This window comes from Streptomyces sp. NPDC059534, from assembly GCF_042743475.1.
Classification (GTDB): domain Bacteria; phylum Actinomycetota; class Actinomycetes; order Streptomycetales; family Streptomycetaceae; genus Streptomyces.
In genome coordinates this window covers 1-17,027 of the sequence record NZ_JBHWAQ010000028.1, presented here as the reverse complement: position 1 = coordinate 17,027, position 17,027 = coordinate 1, and the positions used below count along the sequence as shown (strand labels likewise).

The 17,027-nt window shown below is 70.3% G+C and carries 14 protein-coding genes and 1 pseudogene; 12 read left to right on the top strand and 3 right to left on the bottom strand.

Going from position 1 to position 17,027, the window contains the following annotated elements; genetic code table 11:
- The first annotated feature begins 15 nt into the window (after window positions 1-15).
- The 9 genes from ACFVZH_RS28745 (at window position 16) to ACFVZH_RS28705 (ending at window position 11,399) form a co-directional block, all read left to right on the top strand.
- Window positions 16-2,412: an ATP-binding protein gene (locus ACFVZH_RS28745; protein WP_384901700.1), complete on the top strand. Its 2,397-nt coding sequence runs from the start codon at window positions 16-18 to the stop codon at window positions 2,410-2,412.
- 154 nt (window positions 2,413-2,566) lie between these two features.
- Entirely contained in the window at window positions 2,567-3,280 is a 714-nt protein-coding gene (locus tag ACFVZH_RS28740) for an NAD-binding protein (protein WP_384901698.1), read from the top strand.
- Window positions 3,281-3,348: 68 nt separating this feature from the next.
- Window positions 3,349-3,969, top strand: a complete 621-nt coding sequence (locus tag ACFVZH_RS28735; protein ID WP_384901834.1) for an NAD(P)-binding protein — start codon at window positions 3,349-3,351, stop codon at window positions 3,967-3,969.
- 57 nt (window positions 3,970-4,026) lie between these two features.
- Window positions 4,027-4,182, top strand: a complete 156-nt coding sequence (locus ACFVZH_RS28730) for a hypothetical protein (RefSeq protein WP_384901697.1) — start codon at window positions 4,027-4,029, stop codon at window positions 4,180-4,182.
- On the top strand, window positions 4,179-4,268 hold the full coding sequence (gene kdpF, locus ACFVZH_RS28725) for a K(+)-transporting ATPase subunit F (protein ID WP_384901695.1): 90 nt from the start codon (window positions 4,179-4,181) through the stop codon (window positions 4,266-4,268). The genes ACFVZH_RS28730 and kdpF overlap by 4 nt, the downstream gene beginning before the upstream one ends.
- An 8-nt stretch (window positions 4,269-4,276) precedes the next feature.
- A complete protein-coding gene (kdpA, locus tag ACFVZH_RS28720) occupies window positions 4,277-5,941 on the top strand; it encodes a potassium-transporting ATPase subunit KdpA (protein WP_384901694.1) in 1,665 nt (554 codons plus the stop codon).
- Window positions 5,938-8,073, top strand: a complete 2,136-nt coding sequence (gene kdpB, locus ACFVZH_RS28715) for a potassium-transporting ATPase subunit KdpB (protein WP_384901692.1) — start codon at window positions 5,938-5,940, stop codon at window positions 8,071-8,073. The genes kdpA and kdpB overlap by 4 nt, the downstream gene beginning before the upstream one ends.
- Before the next feature lie 6 nt (window positions 8,074-8,079).
- A complete protein-coding gene (locus tag ACFVZH_RS28710) occupies window positions 8,080-8,745 on the top strand; it encodes a potassium-transporting ATPase subunit C (RefSeq protein ID WP_384901690.1) in 666 nt (221 codons plus the stop codon).
- 110 nt (window positions 8,746-8,855) lie between these two features.
- Entirely contained in the window at window positions 8,856-11,399 is a 2,544-nt protein-coding gene (locus tag ACFVZH_RS28705; RefSeq protein ID WP_384901688.1) for an ATP-binding protein, read from the top strand.
- A gap of 63 nt (window positions 11,400-11,462) precedes the next feature.
- Here ACFVZH_RS28705 and ACFVZH_RS28700 read toward each other — a convergent pair whose 3' ends face one another.
- The gene (locus tag ACFVZH_RS28700) at window positions 11,463-12,128 is read right to left on the bottom strand and encodes a DUF4097 family beta strand repeat-containing protein (protein ID WP_384901687.1); all 666 of its coding nucleotides are present in this window, start codon (window positions 12,126-12,128) and stop codon (window positions 11,463-11,465) included.
- Between the two features lie 295 nt (window positions 12,129-12,423).
- Here ACFVZH_RS28700 and corA point away from each other — a divergent pair, with 295 nt between their 5' ends.
- The 3 genes from corA to ACFVZH_RS28685 all read left to right on the top strand — a co-directional run bounded on the left by corA (window position 12,424) and on the right by ACFVZH_RS28685 (window position 16,102).
- Window positions 12,424-13,506 carry a magnesium/cobalt transporter CorA gene (gene corA / locus ACFVZH_RS28695; protein WP_384901832.1) on the top strand — a complete coding sequence of 361 codons (1,083 nt, stop codon included), beginning with the start codon at window positions 12,424-12,426 and terminating at the stop codon, window positions 13,504-13,506.
- Window positions 13,507-13,643: 137 nt separating this feature from the next.
- The gene (locus ACFVZH_RS28690) at window positions 13,644-15,287 is read left to right on the top strand and encodes an adenosine deaminase (RefSeq protein WP_384901685.1); all 1,644 of its coding nucleotides are present in this window, start codon (window positions 13,644-13,646) and stop codon (window positions 15,285-15,287) included.
- 221 nt (window positions 15,288-15,508) lie between these two features.
- On the top strand, window positions 15,509-16,102 hold the full coding sequence (locus ACFVZH_RS28685; protein ID WP_384901684.1) for a hypothetical protein: 594 nt from the start codon (window positions 15,509-15,511) through the stop codon (window positions 16,100-16,102).
- Window positions 16,103-16,132: 30 nt separating this feature from the next.
- Here ACFVZH_RS28685 and ACFVZH_RS28680 read toward each other — a convergent pair whose 3' ends face one another.
- The gene (locus tag ACFVZH_RS28680) at window positions 16,133-16,324 is read right to left on the bottom strand and encodes a hypothetical protein (protein ID WP_384901682.1); all 192 of its coding nucleotides are present in this window, start codon (window positions 16,322-16,324) and stop codon (window positions 16,133-16,135) included.
- Between the two features lie 502 nt (window positions 16,325-16,826).
- Window positions 16,827-17,027, bottom strand: a pseudogene (locus tag ACFVZH_RS28675) (hypothetical protein); the annotation flags it as partial.

Genomic DNA, 17,027 nt, shown 5'->3' with positions numbered 1-17,027 from the left:
GGCAAGACCTACCGCATGCTGGACGAGGGCCGGCGCAGAGCCGCACGCGGTGCCGATGTCGTCGTCGGCATCGCGGCCTGCCAGGGCCGCCCCCACACCGAGGCGATGCTCGAGGGCCTGGAGACACTGGAGCCCACCCACGCCGGCCGCGTCCGCCCCGAGCTCGACCTCGACCGGGCGCTTCGCCGCGCACCCGCCGTGATCCTCGTCGACGACCTCGCCCACACCAACGCACCGGGCCACCGCAACGCCCACCGCCGGCAGGACGTCGAGGAGCTGCTCGCCGCCGGCATCGACGTCCTCACCACGGTCAACGTCCAGCACCTGGAGTCGCTCAGCGACGTCGTCGAGAAGATCACCGGGGTGCCGCAGGACGAGACCGTTCCCGACGCCGTCGTCCGCCGTGCCGACCAGATCGAACTCGTGGACATGGATCCGCAGGAGCTCCGGCGCCGGATGGCTCACGGCAACATCCACCCGCCCGAGGACGTCGACGCCGCCCTCGCCAGCTACTTCCGTACGGGCAACCTCATCGCGCTGCGCGAACTGGCCCTGCTGTGGGTGGCCGACCGCGTCGACGAGGCCCTGCGCAAGTACCGCTCCGAGCGTGGCATCGGCGGCGTGTGGGAGATACGCGAACGGATCGTCGTCGCTCTCACCGGCGGACCCGAGGGCGACACCCTGATCCGGCGCGCGAGCCGTATCGCCGCCCGGACGGCCCAGGGCCGGCTGCTCGCCGTGCACGTCGTCCGCAGCGACGGCCTCGCGGCCGGTACCTCGTCCTCGGCCCTCGCCGGTCAGCGGCGGCTCGCCGAGAGCCTCGGCGGCAGCTACCACACGGTCGTCGGGGACGACGTGCCCACGGCCCTGGTGGAGTTCGCCCGCGCCGAGAACGCCACCCAGCTCGTCCTCGGCACCAGCCGGCGCGGCCGGCTCGAACGCTTCCTGACGGGCCGGGGAATCGGCGAGACGATCGTCGCGCTCTCCGGCGACATCGACGTCCACACGGTCACCCACGAGCGGGCGGGCCACGGCCGGCTGCTCCCCTCCCGCCGCCACGCGTTGCCCGTCTCACGGCGCGTCGTCGGCCCGCTCGCCGGGATTGTCCTGCCGGTCCTGCTCACCCTGCTCCTCGACCACACACGGGGGGTGTTCAACCTCACGAGCGAGGCCCTCCTCTTCCTCGCCACCGTGGTCGGTGTGGCCTGCCTCGGCGGGGTCGTCTCGGCGCTCGTCACAGCCGTCACCGCCTCGTTGCTGCTCAACTACTGGTTCATACCGCCCGTGGGTGCCTTCACCTTCGCCGACGCGGACAACATGCTCGCCCTCGCGGTCTTCGTCCTCGTCGCCGCCGTGATGGGCGGAGCCGTCGACCGCTCGCTGCGCCTGTCCAGACGCGCGGCCCGGGCCACGGCCGAGGCCGAGACGCTCTCCTCGCTCGCCGGTTCGGTGGTACGCGGCGACCACACGGTGTCCGCCCTGCTCGCCCGTACCCGGGAGATCTTCGGCGCCGAGTCCGCCGAACTCGTACCGGCCGCAGAGCTCCCCGCGGCCCACGCGGGCGAACCCGCCGTCAGCCAGGTCGCCGTCGGCGACGGCCACTTCCTCGTCCTGCGCGGCCGGACCCTGCCCTCCTCGGACCGACGCGTCCTGGCCGCGTTCGCCGCCCATGTCACCGCGGCCGCCGAACACGCCAGGCTCGCCGAGGCCGCCGCCGAGGTGGAGCCCGTACGGGCCGCCGACCGGATGCGGACGGCCCTGCTCGCCGCCGTCAGCCACGACCTGCGCACCCCTCTCGCCGCCGGATGGGCGGCCGTCGCCTCCCTGCGCAGTACCGACGTCGAGTTCAGCCCGGACGAGCGCGACGAACTGCTCGCCACCGCCGACGAGTCCATGGCCCGGCTGGCCCGGCTCATCGACAACCTCCTCGACATGAGCCGCCTCCAGGCCGGCGCTCTGAACCTCACACTCCGCCCCACGGCGCTGGAGGAGGTCCTGCCCGCGGCACTCGACGCGCTGCCCTCCGACGCACCCCGACCCGTCCTGCACGGCTTCGAGCAGGCGCCGCCGGTCTTCGCCGACCCGCCCCTGCTCGAACGCGTGATCGCCAACCTGGTGGGCAACGCGAGCCGCTTCGCTCCACCCGGCCACCCCGTCCTGCTCACGGTCAGCGCGCTCGCCGGCCGGGTGGAACTGAGGGTCGTCGACCGTGGCCCCGGACTGCCTCCCGGCGACCGGGAGCGGGTCTTCGAGCCGTTCCAACGACTGGGCGACACCGACAACACCACGGGTGTCGGCCTCGGCCTGGCCCTCGCCCGCGGCCTCACCGAGGCCATGTCCGGCACGCTGACCCCGGAGGACACCCCGGGCGGCGGTCTGACCATGGTCGTCTCGCTGCCCTGCGCGGTCTGAGACGGCGGCGGAACGGAGCCTCTGCGGCGATCCTCGGAACCGGGGCCTCCGGCGATCCTGACGCGACCTTGACACCGAACTCCCGTGCGACGGGGGACGTGGCGGGCTTCGTTCGGCAGGGTTGCCGGATGTGACGTCAACGATCCATCTAGGTATGCCACTTGGGCAGCGCTCCCAGCACATGGTGATCTGCGGGGACGACGCCCTCGCCCACCGCCTCGCGGTCGAACTCGACGCCGTGTGCGGCGAGGCGGTCACCGTCGTCCTCCCCTCACGGCGTGACCAGCACGGTGCCGACATCGCCGCCCTGCACCGCGACCCGCACTCCCCGATCGAACTGATCGTGGCCCCCGGACCCGACGAGCGGACTCTCAGAGCCGCGGGTGTCGAGCGCGCCGCCGCCCTCGCCCTCACCTACGCCGACGACCAGGTGAACATGACGGCCGCACTGCTGGCCCGGGGCCTCAACCCGTCCATACGTCTGCTTCAAGTCGACGGGAAGGTGTTCCGCGGCGTGGTGCGGGCGGCCGGAACCTCGCCGCACACCGCCGACCTCGCCACCCTCGCCGTCCTCTCCGGGGCGCATGAGGACGACCCGGCGAGCGAGGACAGCGCCGAGACCGCCGGCTCGGCGGTACGCAACTGCTGCCCGACACCAGGACCGCGGACCGGCGACAGTTCACCCACGGCCGCCTCATGCTCGAAGAGGTCACCCACCACCACGCGCCGCGCGTCCCGGACGACCGGAACGGCAGCCGCGCCTGGCTGCGGGCGCGACTCTCGCATCTCCCCTGGAAGGTGTTCCTCGCGCGCGAGGTCCTCGCCGTGTTCGGCGTACTCGCCGCGATCGTCGTCGTCCTCTCCGTAGCCACCTGGCTGGCCGAGGGCGACCCGCTGTGGCGCGCCGTCTACCTGCCGCTCCTGGACATCTTCACCATGGGCGACCCCGCCACCGGCGATGAAGAGTCCCCCGCACGGCGGATACTCCAACTCATCGCCGGTTTCGTCGGGCTCGCCATCCTGCCGCTGGTGGTCGCGGCGACCATGCACGCCACCGAAGCCTTCCGCACCGGCTCGGCGAACCAGCCACCCGCTCCGGAGATGGCCGACCACATCGTGCTCGTCGGCCTGGGGAAGATCGGCACCCGCGTCCTGGCCCGCCTGCGCACCACCGACCACAAGGTCGTCGTCATCGAGCGTGATCCGGCGGCCCGCGGCGTCGCCTACGCCCGTGAGCTGGGCATTCCCCTCCTCTTTGAGGACGCGACGGCACCCGGGGTGCTGGAGCAGGCCGGAATCCGGCACGGCAAGTCCCTGCTGGTCGTCACGCACGGCGACGGGGAGAACCTGGACCTCGCGATGGCCGCGCGGGAGATCAACCCGGCGATCCGGGTGGTCATGCGCCTGTACGACGACGATTTCGCCGCCACCGTGTCCGCGACCATGCGCGCCTCGTACCCCGACGCGCTCACCCGCAGCCGCAGCGTCTCCGCGCTCGCCGCGCCGGCCTTCGCCGCCGCGATGATGGGTTCGACGTCGCGAGCCAGGGAGCCGTAGGGGACGCGTCAAGACCGCGCTGCGGGGCGTATGGGGGCCGTTAACGAGGGCCGATCCGTGGCCGAAACGCGGTTTTCTCGTCTTGTCCGAGAATCCGTTCTTCCTTCTTCCTGCATCCGGGAGCTCACGATGGCCGACGTGGCCTTCGTCGTCACCACGATCGCGATCTTCGCGCTGGTGGCCTTCATCGCCAAGGGGGTGGCCAAGCTGTGACTGCCGAGAACGTCGTCGGTCTGATCGTGGCCGCCGCTCTGCTGGTCTATCTCGTCCTCGCCCTCGTCAAGCCGGAGAGGTTCTGAGTACGGATATGAGTCCTGTTCTTGCTGGAGTCCTCCAGCTTCTGGCGCTGGTCGTCGCCCTGGGCCTGTCGTACCGGCCGCTGGGCGACTACATGGCGAAGGTGTACTCCTCGGAGAAGCACTACAAGCCCGAGAAGTGGATCTACAAGGCGATCGGTGCGAACCCGAGCGTCGAGATGCGCTGGCCGGCGTATCTGCGGGGGGTCCTCGCCTTCTCCGCGGTGAGCGTCCTGTTCCTCTATCTGCTCCAGCGGGTGCAGGGCTCGCTGCCGGGTTCGCTCGGCTTCGTGTCGATCGACCCGGACCAGGCGTTCAACACGGCGGCGTCCTTCGTTGCCAACACCAACTGGCAGTCGTACTACGGCGAGCAGGCCATGGGCCACGTCGTGCAGACCGGTGGTCTGGCGGTGCAGAACTTCGTGTCGGCGGCCGTGGGCATCGCCGTGGCGGTCGCGCTGGTGCGCGGCTTCGCCCGCTCCCGTACCGGTGAGCTGGGGAACTTCTGGGCGGACCTGGTCCGGGGCGTCGTCCGCATCCTGCTGCCGATCTCCGTGATCGGCGCGCTGGTCCTCGTCGCCTGTGGTGCGATCCAGAACTTCTCCGGCATCCACGAGGTCGGGCAGTTCGCGGGCGGCTCGCAGCAGTGGAACGGCGGTGCGGTGGCCTCGCAGGAGGTCATCAAGGAGCTGGGAACGAACGGCGGCGGCTACTTCAACGCCAACTCGGCCCATCCCTTCGAGAACCCCAACGGTCTGTCCAACCTCTTCGAGATCTACCTGATCCTGGTGATCCCGTTCGCGCTGACGCGGACGTTCGGCCGGATGGTCGGCTCGCTGAGGCAGGGGTACGCGATCCTCGGCACGATGGCGGCCATCTGGGTCGGCTTCACCGCGCTGATGATGTGGACCGAGTTCGCCCACAACGGCCTGGCGTTCGACCTGGCCGGTGGCGCGATGGAGGGCAAGGAGACCCGGTTCGGGATCGGCGGCTCGTCGCTCTTCGCGGTGGCGACGACGCTGACGTCGACGGGCGCGGTGAACTCCTTCCATTCCTCGTACACCGGCTTCGGCGGCGGGATCACGATGCTGGGCATGCAGCTCGGCGAGATCGCGCCCGGCGGTGTGGGCTCCGGCCTCTACGGCATGCTGATCATGGCGATCATCGCGGTGTTCATCGCCGGTCTGATGGTCGGCCGCACCCCGGAGTACCTGGGGAAGAAGATCGGCACCCGCGAGATCAAGTTCGCCGCCTGCTACATCCTCGTCACCCCCGCCCTGGTCCTGTGCTTCACGGCGGCCTCGTTCGTCCTGGACACCCCGTCGCACTCGATGACCAACTCGGGCGCGCACGGTTTCTCCGAGATCCTCTATGCCTTCACCTCGGGTGCGAACAACAACGGCTCGGCCTTCGCCGGCCTGAACGCCGACACCCAGTGGTTCAACACCACGATCGGCATCGCGATGCTGCTGGGCCGGTTCCTGCCGATGGTGTTCGTCCTCGCGCTGGCGGGTTCGCTGGCCGAGCAGGCGCCCGTACCCGAGACGGCGGGCACGCTGCGGACGGAGAAGCCGCTGTTCACGGGCCTCCTGGTCGGCACGATTCTGATCATCACCGGTCTCACCTATTTCCCGGCCCTCGCGCTGGGCCCGCTCGCCGAAGGGCTCGCGGCATGACCAACGACGTAAAGAAGCACGAGGACGACATGTCCACCGCGACTGCGACCAAGGTGCCCCACGGCGACCTGTCCGGGGGCCACCACGCCCCCGGACGGATCGGCGGAGGTCTCTTCGACCCCAAGCAGCTGATCAAGTCCTTCCCGGACGCGGTCAGGAAGCTCGACCCGCGCGTGATGATCAAGTCGCCCGTGATGTTCGTGGTCCTGGTCGGCTCGGTCGTCACGACGGTGCTGGCCGTGAAGAACCCGGGGGACTGGTTCGGCTGGGCGATCACCGCGTGGCTGTGGCTGACCACGATCTTCGCCAACCTGGCGGAGGCGGTCGCCGAGGGCCGCGGCAAGGCCCAGGCCGACACCCTGCGCAAGGCCAAGACCGACACCGTCGCCCGCCGGATCATCGGGACGAACGAGGAACGGGTCCCGGGCACCGAGCTGAGGATCGGCGACCTGGTGGTCTGCGAGGCCGGCGACATCATCCCCGGCGACGGTGACGTCGTCGAGGGTGTCGCGTCGGTGGACGAGTCCGCGATCACCGGCGAGTCCGCCCCCGTGATCCGCGAGTCGGGCGGCGACCGCTGCGCGGTCACGGGCGGTACGAAGGTGTTGTCCGACCGGGTCGTCATCAAGATCACGACGAAGCCGGGCGAGACGTTCATCGACCGGATGATCAACCTGGTCGAGGGCGCCGCGCGGCAGAAGACCCCGAACGAGATCGCCCTCAACATCCTCCTGGCGTCCCTCACGATCGTCTTCCTGCTCGCCGTCGTCACCCTGAAGCCGTTCGCGATCTACGCGGGTGCGGACAAGCAGACCTCGATGATCGTCCTCACGGCGCTCCTGGTCTGTCTGATCCCGACCACCATCGGCGCGCTCCTCTCCGCGATCGGCATCGCCGGCATGGACCGGCTGGTCCAGCGCAACGTCCTGGCGATGTCCGGCCGCGCGGTCGAGGCCGCCGGAGACGTGTCGACGCTGCTCCTCGACAAGACCGGCACGATCACGCTCGGCAACCGGCAGGCATCCGAGTTCGTCCCGGTCAAGGGCACCACCGAGGCCGAACTGGCCGACGCGGCCCAGCTGTCCTCGCTCGCCGACGAGACCCCGGAGGGCCGCTCGATCGTGGTCCTCGCCAAGGAGAAGTACGGCCTTCGCGAACGCCACCAGGGCGAGCTGGCGCACGCCACCTGGATCGAGTTCACCGCCCAGACCCGTATGTCCGGTGTCGACGTGGACGGCAGGCAGACCCGTAAGGGCGCGGCCGGTTCGGTCGTCGACTGGGTCCGTGAGCAGGGTGGCCCGGTGGCCGACGACGCCGACACCCTGGCGAACAGGATCTCCGAGGCCGGAGGCACTCCGCTGCTCGTCGCGGTCAAGGACGAGAAGGGTGCCCGTGTCCTCGGTGTCATCCACCTGAAGGACGTGGTGAAGGAGGGCATGCGGGAGCGCTTCGACGAGCTGCGCCGCATGGGCATCAAGACGGTCATGATCACGGGCGACAACCCGCTGACCGCCAAGGCCATCGCCGAGGAGGCGGGTGTCGACGACTTCCTCGCCGAGGCCACGCCCGAGGACAAGATGGCCCTCATCAAGCGCGAGCAGGCCGGCGGGAAGCTGGTCGCGATGACCGGCGACGGCACGAACGACGCCCCCGCCCTCGCGCAGGCCGACGTCGGTGTCGCGATGAACACCGGCACGTCGGCCGCGAAGGAGGCCGGCAACATGGTCGACCTCGACTCCAACCCGACCAAGCTCATCGAGATCGTCGAGATCGGCAAGCAACTCCTCATCACCCGGGGCGCGTTGACGACCTTCTCGATCGCCAACGACGTGGCGAAGTACTTCGCGATCATCCCCGCGATGTTCGCCGTCGCCTACCCGTCGCTCGACAAGCTCAACATCATGGGCCTCACCTCGCCCGAGTCCGCGATCCTGTCCGCCGTCATCTTCAACGCGCTGATCATCATCGCCCTCGTGCCGCTCGCCCTCAAGGGTGTCCAGTACAAGCCGACCAGCGCCGACAAGATGCTCCGCCGCAACCTCGGCATCTACGGACTCGGTGGCCTGATCGCCCCGTTCGTCGGCATCAAGATCATCGACCTGCTCCTCTCCCTCATCCCCGGAATCGGCTGACCCGCGATGAACAATTCAGCAGCGAACACCGGCCGAGTGCTCTGGGCGGGCCTGCGCGCCCTGCTCGTCCTGACCGTGATCACCGGCGTCCTCTATCCCCTGGCCGTCACGGGCATCGCCCAAGTTGCCCTCCCCGGCAAGGCGAACGGCTCCGAGGTGAAGGTCGACGGAAAGGTCGTCGGTTCCGAACTCATCGGCCAGACCTACAACCTTCCGCTGAAGGACGGCGAGGAGACGCCGGCTCCGGACCTGAAGTGGTTCCAGCCGCGCCCCTCCAACGGCCTCGGTACCAACAGCGTCAACACCCAGTACAAGCTGATCCTCTCCGGTGCCACCAACCGCTCCGGCGACAACGCGGACCTGATCACCTGGGTCAAGGACGCCAAGGCGGCCGTCATCAAGGACAACTCGGTGAAGGGCTACACGGTGAAGCCGTCGGACGTCCCCGCCGACGCCGTCACCTCCTCCGGCTCCGGCCTGGACCCGCACATCTCCCCCGATTACGCGAAGCTCCAGGTCCACCGGGTCGCCGAGAAGAACCACCTGACCGTCGCCCAGGTCGACAAGCTCGTCGCCGACCACACCGACGACCGCATCCTCGGCTTCATCGGCGAACCCCGCGTCAACGTCCTCCAGCTCAACACTGCGCTCAAGGAATTGACCAAGGGCTGATGGCCTGATCGAAGCGGCACGGGAGCCGGCGGATCCGGGAACGCCCCGGACCCGCCGGCTCCCGCTGCACGACGAGATTCGAACCGTAGAACCTAGGAGAGACGCGGAACATGGGACGCGGAAAGCTGCGTATCTACCTGGGAGCGGCGCCGGGCGTCGGCAAGACGTACTCCATGCTCTCCGAGGGGCACCGGCGCGTCGAGCGCGGCACGGACTGCGTCGTGGCCTTCGTGGAGCACCACAACCGGCCCCGGACCGAGGTCATGCTGCACGGTCTGGAGATGATTCCGCGCCGGACGATCGAGTACCGGGGGACGTCCTTCACGGAGATGGACGTGGACGCCGTCCTGGCGCGGCGGCCGGCCGTCGCGCTCGTCGACGAGCTGCCGCACACGAACGTCCCGGGGTCGCGGAACGCCAAGCGCTGGCAGGACGTCGAGGAGTTGCTCGCGGCCGGCATCGACGTCGTGTCGACGGTGAACATCCAGCACCTGGAGTCCCTCGGGGACGTCGTCGAGGCCATCACCGGCATCCGGCAGAAGGAGACCGTCCCGGACGAGGTCGTCCGGCGCGCCGACCAGATCGAACTGGTCGACATGTCGCCCCAGGCGCTGCGCCGCCGCATGGCGCACGGCAACATCTACAAGCCGGACAAGGTCGACGCGGCCCTCTCCAACTACTTCCGCCCCGGCAACCTCACCGCCCTGCGCGAGCTGGCGCTGCTGTGGACGGCGGACCGGGTCGACGAGTACCTCCAGGAGTACCGGACCGAGCACCGCGTCTCCAAGATCTGGGGGTCGCGGGAGCGGATCGTCGTCGGTCTCACCGGCGGGCCCGAGGGGCGGGCCCTGATACGGCGCGCCGTGCGGCTCGCGGAGAAGGGCGCGGGCGGCGAGGTGCTCGCCGTGTACATCTCGCGCAGCGACGGCCTGACCTCGGCCTCCCCGAAGGAGCTGGCGGTCCAGCGCACCCTCGTCGAGGACCTGGGGGGCACGTTCCACCACGTCGTCGGCGACGACGTCCCCGCCGGGCTCCTGGCGTTCGCGCGCGGGGTGAACGCCACCCAGATCGTGCTCGGCGTGAGCCGGCGCCGTTCCTGGCAGTACCTCTTCGGCCCCGGTGTCAGCGCCACGGTCGCCCGCGAGTCCGGACCTGACCTCGACGTTCACATCGTCACGCACGACGAGGCCGCCAAGGGCCGCCGACTGCCCGTCATCGGGGGCGCCCGGCTCGGTCGCTCCCGGACCATCTGGGGCTGGCTCGTGGGTCTGGGAGGGCCGGCCCTCCTCACCCTGCTGCTCAGCACCGCCATCTCCGACGTGGGGCTGGCCAACGACGTCCTGCTCTACCTCACGCTCACCGTCGCCGCGGCGCTCCTCGGCGGACTCAAGCCGGCCCTGGCCTCGGCCGCCTTCGGGTCGTTGCTCCTGAACTGGTTCTTCACCCCGCCGATCCACGAGCTCACCATCGCCGACCCCCGCAACATCGTCGCCCTGGCGATCTTCGTCGGCGTGGCGATCTCGGTGGCCTCGGTCGTGGACCTGGCGGCGCGCCGCACCCACCAGGCCGCCCGGCTGCGAGCCGAGTCCGAGACCCTGTCCTTCCTCGCCGGGAGCGTCCTGCGGGGCGAGACGACGCTCGAAGCGCTCCTCGAACGGGTCCGGGAGACGTTCTCGATGGAGTCGGTCGCCCTCTTGGAACGCCCCGACGAGACGGAGCCGTGGTCCTGCGTCGCCGTCGTCGGCCACGGCCCGTGCGACCGTCCGGAGGACGCGGACGTCGACATGCCGGTCGGCGACCACCTCGCGCTCGCCCTCACCGGCCGGGTGCTGCCCGCCGAGGACCGGCGGGTGCTGGGCGCCTTCGCCGCCCAGGCCGCGGTCGTCCTCGACCGGCAGCGGCTCGTAGGCGAGGCTGAGGAGGCCCGGAAGCTCGCGGAGGGCAACAAGATCCGTACGTCGCTCCTCGCGGCCGTCAGTCACGACCTGCGTACGCCGCTCGCCGGTATCAAGGCATCGGTCACGTCGCTGCGCTCCGACGACGTGGAGTGGTCGGAGGAGGACCGTGCCGAGCTCCTGGAGGGCATCGAGTCCGGCGCCGATCGTCTGGACCACCTCGTCGGCAACCTGCTCGACATGTCCCGTCTGGAGACGGGCACCGTCACCGCCGTCGTCCGGGAGACCGACCTCGACGAAGTCGTACCGATGGCGCTGCTCGGCGTCCCCGAGGACGGCGTCGACCTGGACATCCCCGAGACGCTGCCGATGGTCGCCGTCGACCGCGGCCTCCTGGAACGGGCCGTCGCCAACATCGTCGAGAACGCGGTCAAGTACAGCCCGCCCGGGCAGCCGGTCCTGGTCTCGGCGAGCGCTCTGGCGGACCGGGTGGAACTCCGGGTGGTCGATCGCGGTCCCGGTGTCCCGGACGAGGCCAAGGAGCGCATCTTCGGCGCCTTCCAGCGCTATGGCGACGCTCCGCGCGGTGAGGGCGTCGGTCTCGGCCTGGCGGTGGCGCGGGGCTTCGTGGAGGCGATGGGCGGTGCTCTGGCGCCGGAGGACACCCCCGGAGGCGGGCTGACCATCACGGTCACCCTGCGGATGGCCGTCGGCGCCGTGCCGTCCGTCCCGGACCTGGCGGCCGAGGCGACCACCTGATGCGGGAGGGTCGGCGTGGCCATGATGCGCACTCCTGAGGGGCTGCGGGTCGGGGGCGTCGGGTCAGAGGCTGCGGGCGGCGATGTCGCCGTACGCCGTCGTGGCCTGGATCTTCAGGCCGGAAGTGCCGTCGTTCTTGAGGGAGTTGCTGACGCGGCCGTAGGCGGTACGGGCGTCCAGGGAGGCGGAGACGCCGGCGGCGGCGGCGACCGAGATGTCGCCCTTCTGGGTGGTCAGGCTGACCGTGCCGCCCGACGCCTGGGCGATGCGGATGTCGCCCCGTGCGGTGGTGATCTCGGCGGAGCCGGTGATCAGGCCGACCTCGATGTCGCCGTCGGTCGCGGTGAGGCGGAGGGCGGCCGCCTCGTCGATCTGGATCTGGCGGTAGGCGCCCTCGAAGGTCACGTCGCCGAGCCGTCCGACGGTCCGGAGTTCGGCGGCGGCGGCCTGGGCCTCGACGCGGGAGCCGGTGGGCAGCTGGACCGTCACCTCGATGGAGCCGGTGTCACCGAGGACGCCGTTCTTCGTCTTCGGGACCTCGATGCGCAGGACGCCGTCGGCATAGGCGACTTCGGTGCGCTCGGCCGTCTGCACGTCGCGGCTCTTGGAGGGGTCGGCGGGCAGGACCTCGACGGTGGTGTCGGTCCGGTCGGCGGCGATGAGGCGGATGCGGCCGGCGGGGACGGCGAGGAGGGTGACGATCGCGGCGGCGGTGTCGAACTTCTGCATGGTGCTTCTCCTTGGTCTTGGCGGGCGGTTGTTCGCCTCGATGTTTCCGATGAGTGAAAAGCTACGTTGCGTTCGAGAGTTCGGCAAGTGGTACGTTGCGTGAAATCGCCATCATTCCAGGTCAGTTGCTGCATTTCATTGCAATGATTCTGGATCTAACGCAACAAGGTCCGTGGGATTGTTGCAATGGACTGAAGGTGAACGCGATGCTGAGGGTGGGCATGACCGCCTGTCGTCCCCAAGGGGCTGGTGGCAGACTGTCCGGCGATCTGCCGAAGGAGAGCTCCCCGTGTCGATGATTCACCGCCTGCGCACCGCCGTCCGCCGGACGTACCGGCGTGCCGTCGATCTCAGCCACCCGGCGCGGTCGCCCCTCGGCAGTGCCGTGGTCAACTGCGTGGTCTACCGCGACGGAGTGCGGCAGGACGGGGTCCGGTCGACCGAGGAGGCCGTGCGGCGCGTCCGCAAGGCGGGTGACGGGTTCGTGTGGATCGGTCTGCACGAACCGGAGGAGAAGGAGTTCGCGGGACTGGCCGAGCTGTTCGGGCTGCACCCGCTGGCCGTGGAGGACGCCGTCCACGCCCACCAGCGGCCGAAACTCGAGCAGTACGACGACGTACTGTTCGCCGTCTTCAAGACGGTGCGCTACGTGGAGCACGACGAGCTCACCGCCACCAGCGAGGTGGTGGACACGGGCGAGCTGATGGCCTTCGCCGGGCCCGACTTCGTCATCACCATCCGCCACGGAGGGCACGGCTCGCTCGGCCCGCTCCGTGAGGCCCTGGAGTCGGAGCCCGAGCAGCTCGCGAAGGGGCCCTCCGTGGTGCTGCACGCGATCGCGGACCATGTCGTCGACGACTACCTCGCCGTCACGGAGGCCGTGCAGGACGACCTGGACGCGATCGAGACCGCGGTCTTCTCCGAGCAGGGCCACAGCAGTGACGTCGGCCGGATCTACCAGCTCAAGCGCGAGCTCCTCGAACTCAAGCGGGCCGTGGCGCCACTGGGCCGGCCGCTCCAGCGGCTGGCGTCCGAGCCCGTGCCGATCATCCCGGACGAGATACGCGCGTACTTCCGTGACGTGGCCGACCACCTGGCGCGGGTCACCGAGCAGGTCGCCTCCTACGACACGCTCCTGGACTCGATCCTCCAGGCCCACCTCGCGCAGGTGACCGTCGCGCAGAACGAGGACATGCGCAAGATCACCGCCTGGGCCGCGATCGTCGCGGTCCCGACGATGGTCTGCGGTGTCTACGGCATGAACTTCGAGCACATGCCCGAGCTGCGCTGGACCTACGGCTACCCCATGGTCCTCGGCGTCATGGCGGTCGCCTGCCTCGTCATCCACCGCGGCTTCCGCCGCAACGGCTGGCTCTGACCCCCGGGCGTGAGGGAGGGCATGTGTGTTCGTAGGCCGGGTGTTCTGTGCGAGGGGATCCCTCGTGCGGGTGGAGTGGTGGGGGAAGAGCCCCGTCAGGGGCCCCACGGCGCGTTGTTACTCGCGATCATGCCGGAGTGATCAATTCCGTATCTCCACGAGACCTCAACCGCAGCGCCCCGCGCCGCACTTCGCGCCGGCGTACGCTCCTCGTCGCCGCGCTGTGCCTGCTGCCGACCGCCGTCGCCGCCCCGGCGAACTCGGCGAGTGCCGCGCCCGGCGGGCCCGCGGCCGCGCCGCGGCCGACGCTGACGGCGGGGGAGGCGGTGGCCTCCGCACGGCTCGCCGCGATCCGCGACGAGCCGGCCGCGCTCCAGGCGTTCTTCCGGGCCCTGCCCAAGGGTGGCGAGCTGCACAACCACCTGTCCGGAGCGGTCACCACCGAGTACCTGATCCAGCTCGCCGCCGAGGACGGGCTGTGCATCGACACGAAGACGATGACGGCCGTCGTCCCGCCGTGCGGCCCGGGCACCCGGCCGGCCGCCGACGCGAGCACCGACCGTGCCTTCCGCGACGCACTCGTACGCGAGTGGTCGATGCAGGACTTCCCGCCCGGCGGCAACGGCCACGACCACTTCTTCGACACCTTCGGCAAGTTCGGCGAGGTGACCTGGCGGCACCGGGGGAAGCTGCTCGCCGAGTTCGCGGACAGCGTGACCGAGCAGAACCAGTTCTATCTGGAGACGATGGTCAGCCCGGCCTCCGAGAGCGCGAGGAAGCTCGCCAACGAGGTCGGCTGGGACGCCGACCTGGCCAAGCTGCACGCCAGGCTCGTCGCGGGCGGCAAGCTCGACACGGTCGTCGCCGAGGCCCGCAAGGAGGCCGACGACGGCGACGCCGAGTTCCGCACCGAGGCCGGGTGCGCCACCGACGCACCCCGCCCCGGCTGCGGGCTCACCGTGCGCTGGATCTCCCAGGTCTCCCGCGGCAGTACCAACGAGCGGGTCTTCACCCAGATGGCGCTCGGCATGCGGCTCGCCGAGGCCGACCCGCGCTTCGTCGCGGTCAACCTCGTACAGCCCGAGGACTGGGACACCTCCCTGGCCAACTACCGCACCCAGATGCGGATGCTGAAGTACCTGCGCGGCGTGTACCCGAAGGCCCACGTCACCCTCCACGCGGGCGAGCTGTGGCCCGGCCTCGTCAAGCCCGAGGACCTGACCTTCCACATCGGCGAGGCCGTGAACGTGGCCGGCACCGACCGCATCGGCCACGGCGTCGACCTCGTCCACGAGGACGACTGGCGGAAGGTGGCCGACACGATGGCCGCCCGGCGCGTCGCCGTCGAGGTGCCGTTCACCAGCAACGCCCAGATCCTCGGCGTCAAGGGCGCCGACCACCCCTTCGAGACGTACCGCGCCCACGGCGTCCCCGTCGTCCTCGCCACCGACGACCCGGGCGTCTCGCGCATCGACATCACCCACGAGTACCGGTACGCCGCCGAGACCTACGACCTCTCCTACCGCGAGCTCAAGGACCTGGCCCGCGCCTCCCTGGAGTACGCCTTCCTGCCCGGCGCGAGCATCTGGCACGGCAACCCCACCCGCGACGGCTACCGCCTCGCCGGCCCCTGCCGCCACGACCGGCCCGGCTCCGACCACCTCCGCCCCGCCTGCCGCCGCATCCTCGCCGCCAGCCCCAAGGCCGCCGTCGAATGGCGCCAGGAAGCCGCCTTCCGCACCTTCGAACGCCGCATCGCCCTGGGCCGCGCAGGCAGCTGAACCCGCTCTCCCCTCACCCCGCCCCGCCGTCCGCCCTCCCCGGGCGGGCGGCGGAGCCGCGTCATGGAGCCGACGGCGAACCAACCGCCCGCCTCCGCAATCCGAGGCCGATAGCCTGTGCACCGCCGCAGGTCTACTCGCCACCCGAGCATCTGAACACCCGAGCACCCGAGCACCGGCGACGGATTCCGGCCGCACGACGGAACGAGCGAGGAACGCGCATGAGCCAGGCCGCCGAACGCGAGGCACTCCGGCACCTCGTACCGCCACCGGACGAAGCCGCCGCACCCATCGACTGGCACCGGATGGCCACCTCATGGGGCCGCGAATTCCCGCCCGACTACCGGCACTTCGTCGACGTCTACGGCGCCGGGTCGATCCAGGGCTACCTGGTGATCCAGCAGCCCGAGTACAAGGACGCCGAACCGGCGTCCCCGTACGGAGGCATGCTCCTGGAGACACGCAACGCGGAGCACTCCTGGGCACAGGAGAACAAGTCCCCGGAGCTCGCCCACACCCACCCGGTGCTGATCACCTGGGGAGTCACCGCCGGCTCGGACCTGCTGTGCTGGGACGCATCCCGCACCGACCCCGCCACCTGGCCGCTCCTGGTACGCAACCGCGACGACAACCTGTGGCGACGCCACGACTGCGGCATGGTCGCCTTTCTCGTACGCCTCCTCCGCCGCGACTTCGCCGAATGCCCACTCGGTGACACCGCCCTCTGGGGCCGACCGTCGTCACTCTTCCTCCGCGAGGCCGAACAGAAGCGCCTCTGGGCACAGGGCGTGAACCCCTGGGAGGGGAAGCGCTGAACCGTGGTGCGCAGAGCGCGCTCGGGAGGGTCAGGACGCCGGCAGCGACGCGTTCCGCCAACGTCGCATCCGCGCCGACTCGCAGCCGGGTGAGGTGAGTTCCAGGGCCGGGTTGTCCTGGCCGGCGGCCATCTGGTCGAGCCAGCGTTCGTACCAGGCGAGGAAGTCGGGGGCCGAGGAGACGTTCGGGCCCCAGAAGGCGTCGGTGTTTCCGATGATCATGCGGCCGGTGAGAGGGCCGGTGATGCCTATCAGGACGAGGTCGCTGCAGCCGCGTTCGATGATGTGAAGGAGGAGGTCACCGCCCCTTGCGGGGCGGTCTGCCGGCCTGAAGCCTCGCGGTCCGGGGGTGGCCCCTCGGGGGTTCATCGTGAAGAGCCTGCACTCTTCCAGTGGGATCAGTCCGTAGTACGGAGACGCGCCGGTTCCGCCCAGCCCGGTGAGGAAGTCTCGGTAGGGCCGCGGGAGTTCCACACCGTGTTCGGCCTCGAAGTCGTCCACCCGGGCTTGCGGCAGTCGAGGGCCGAGTCGGAACGCGTGCCGCTCTTCCCCGAAGGAGTGGCTCCGCCCGGGTGTGTACGGAATCCGTGCCAGCTTGCGTCGCAGCCGCGGGATGCGGGAGTCCATGCGAGCTCTTCTCTTCGTGTCGCCCGCAATCTATCGCACCGCGTGGGTGGCACCTCGGGGTGAGGCAGTGAGGCCACAGGTGAGGCCACGGGTGGGCTCAGAGGCTGCGGGCGGTGATGTCGCCGTAGGAGGTGGTGGCGTGGATGGTCAGGGCGGCGTCGGTGCCGTCGGCGTTCTGGAGGGTGTTGCTGATGCGGCCGTGGGCGGTGGAGGCGTCGAGGGTGGCGGAGGTGCCGCGGGCGGCGCCGACGGTGATGGCTCCGGCTTCGGTGCGCAGGGTGACGGTGCCGTGCTGGGC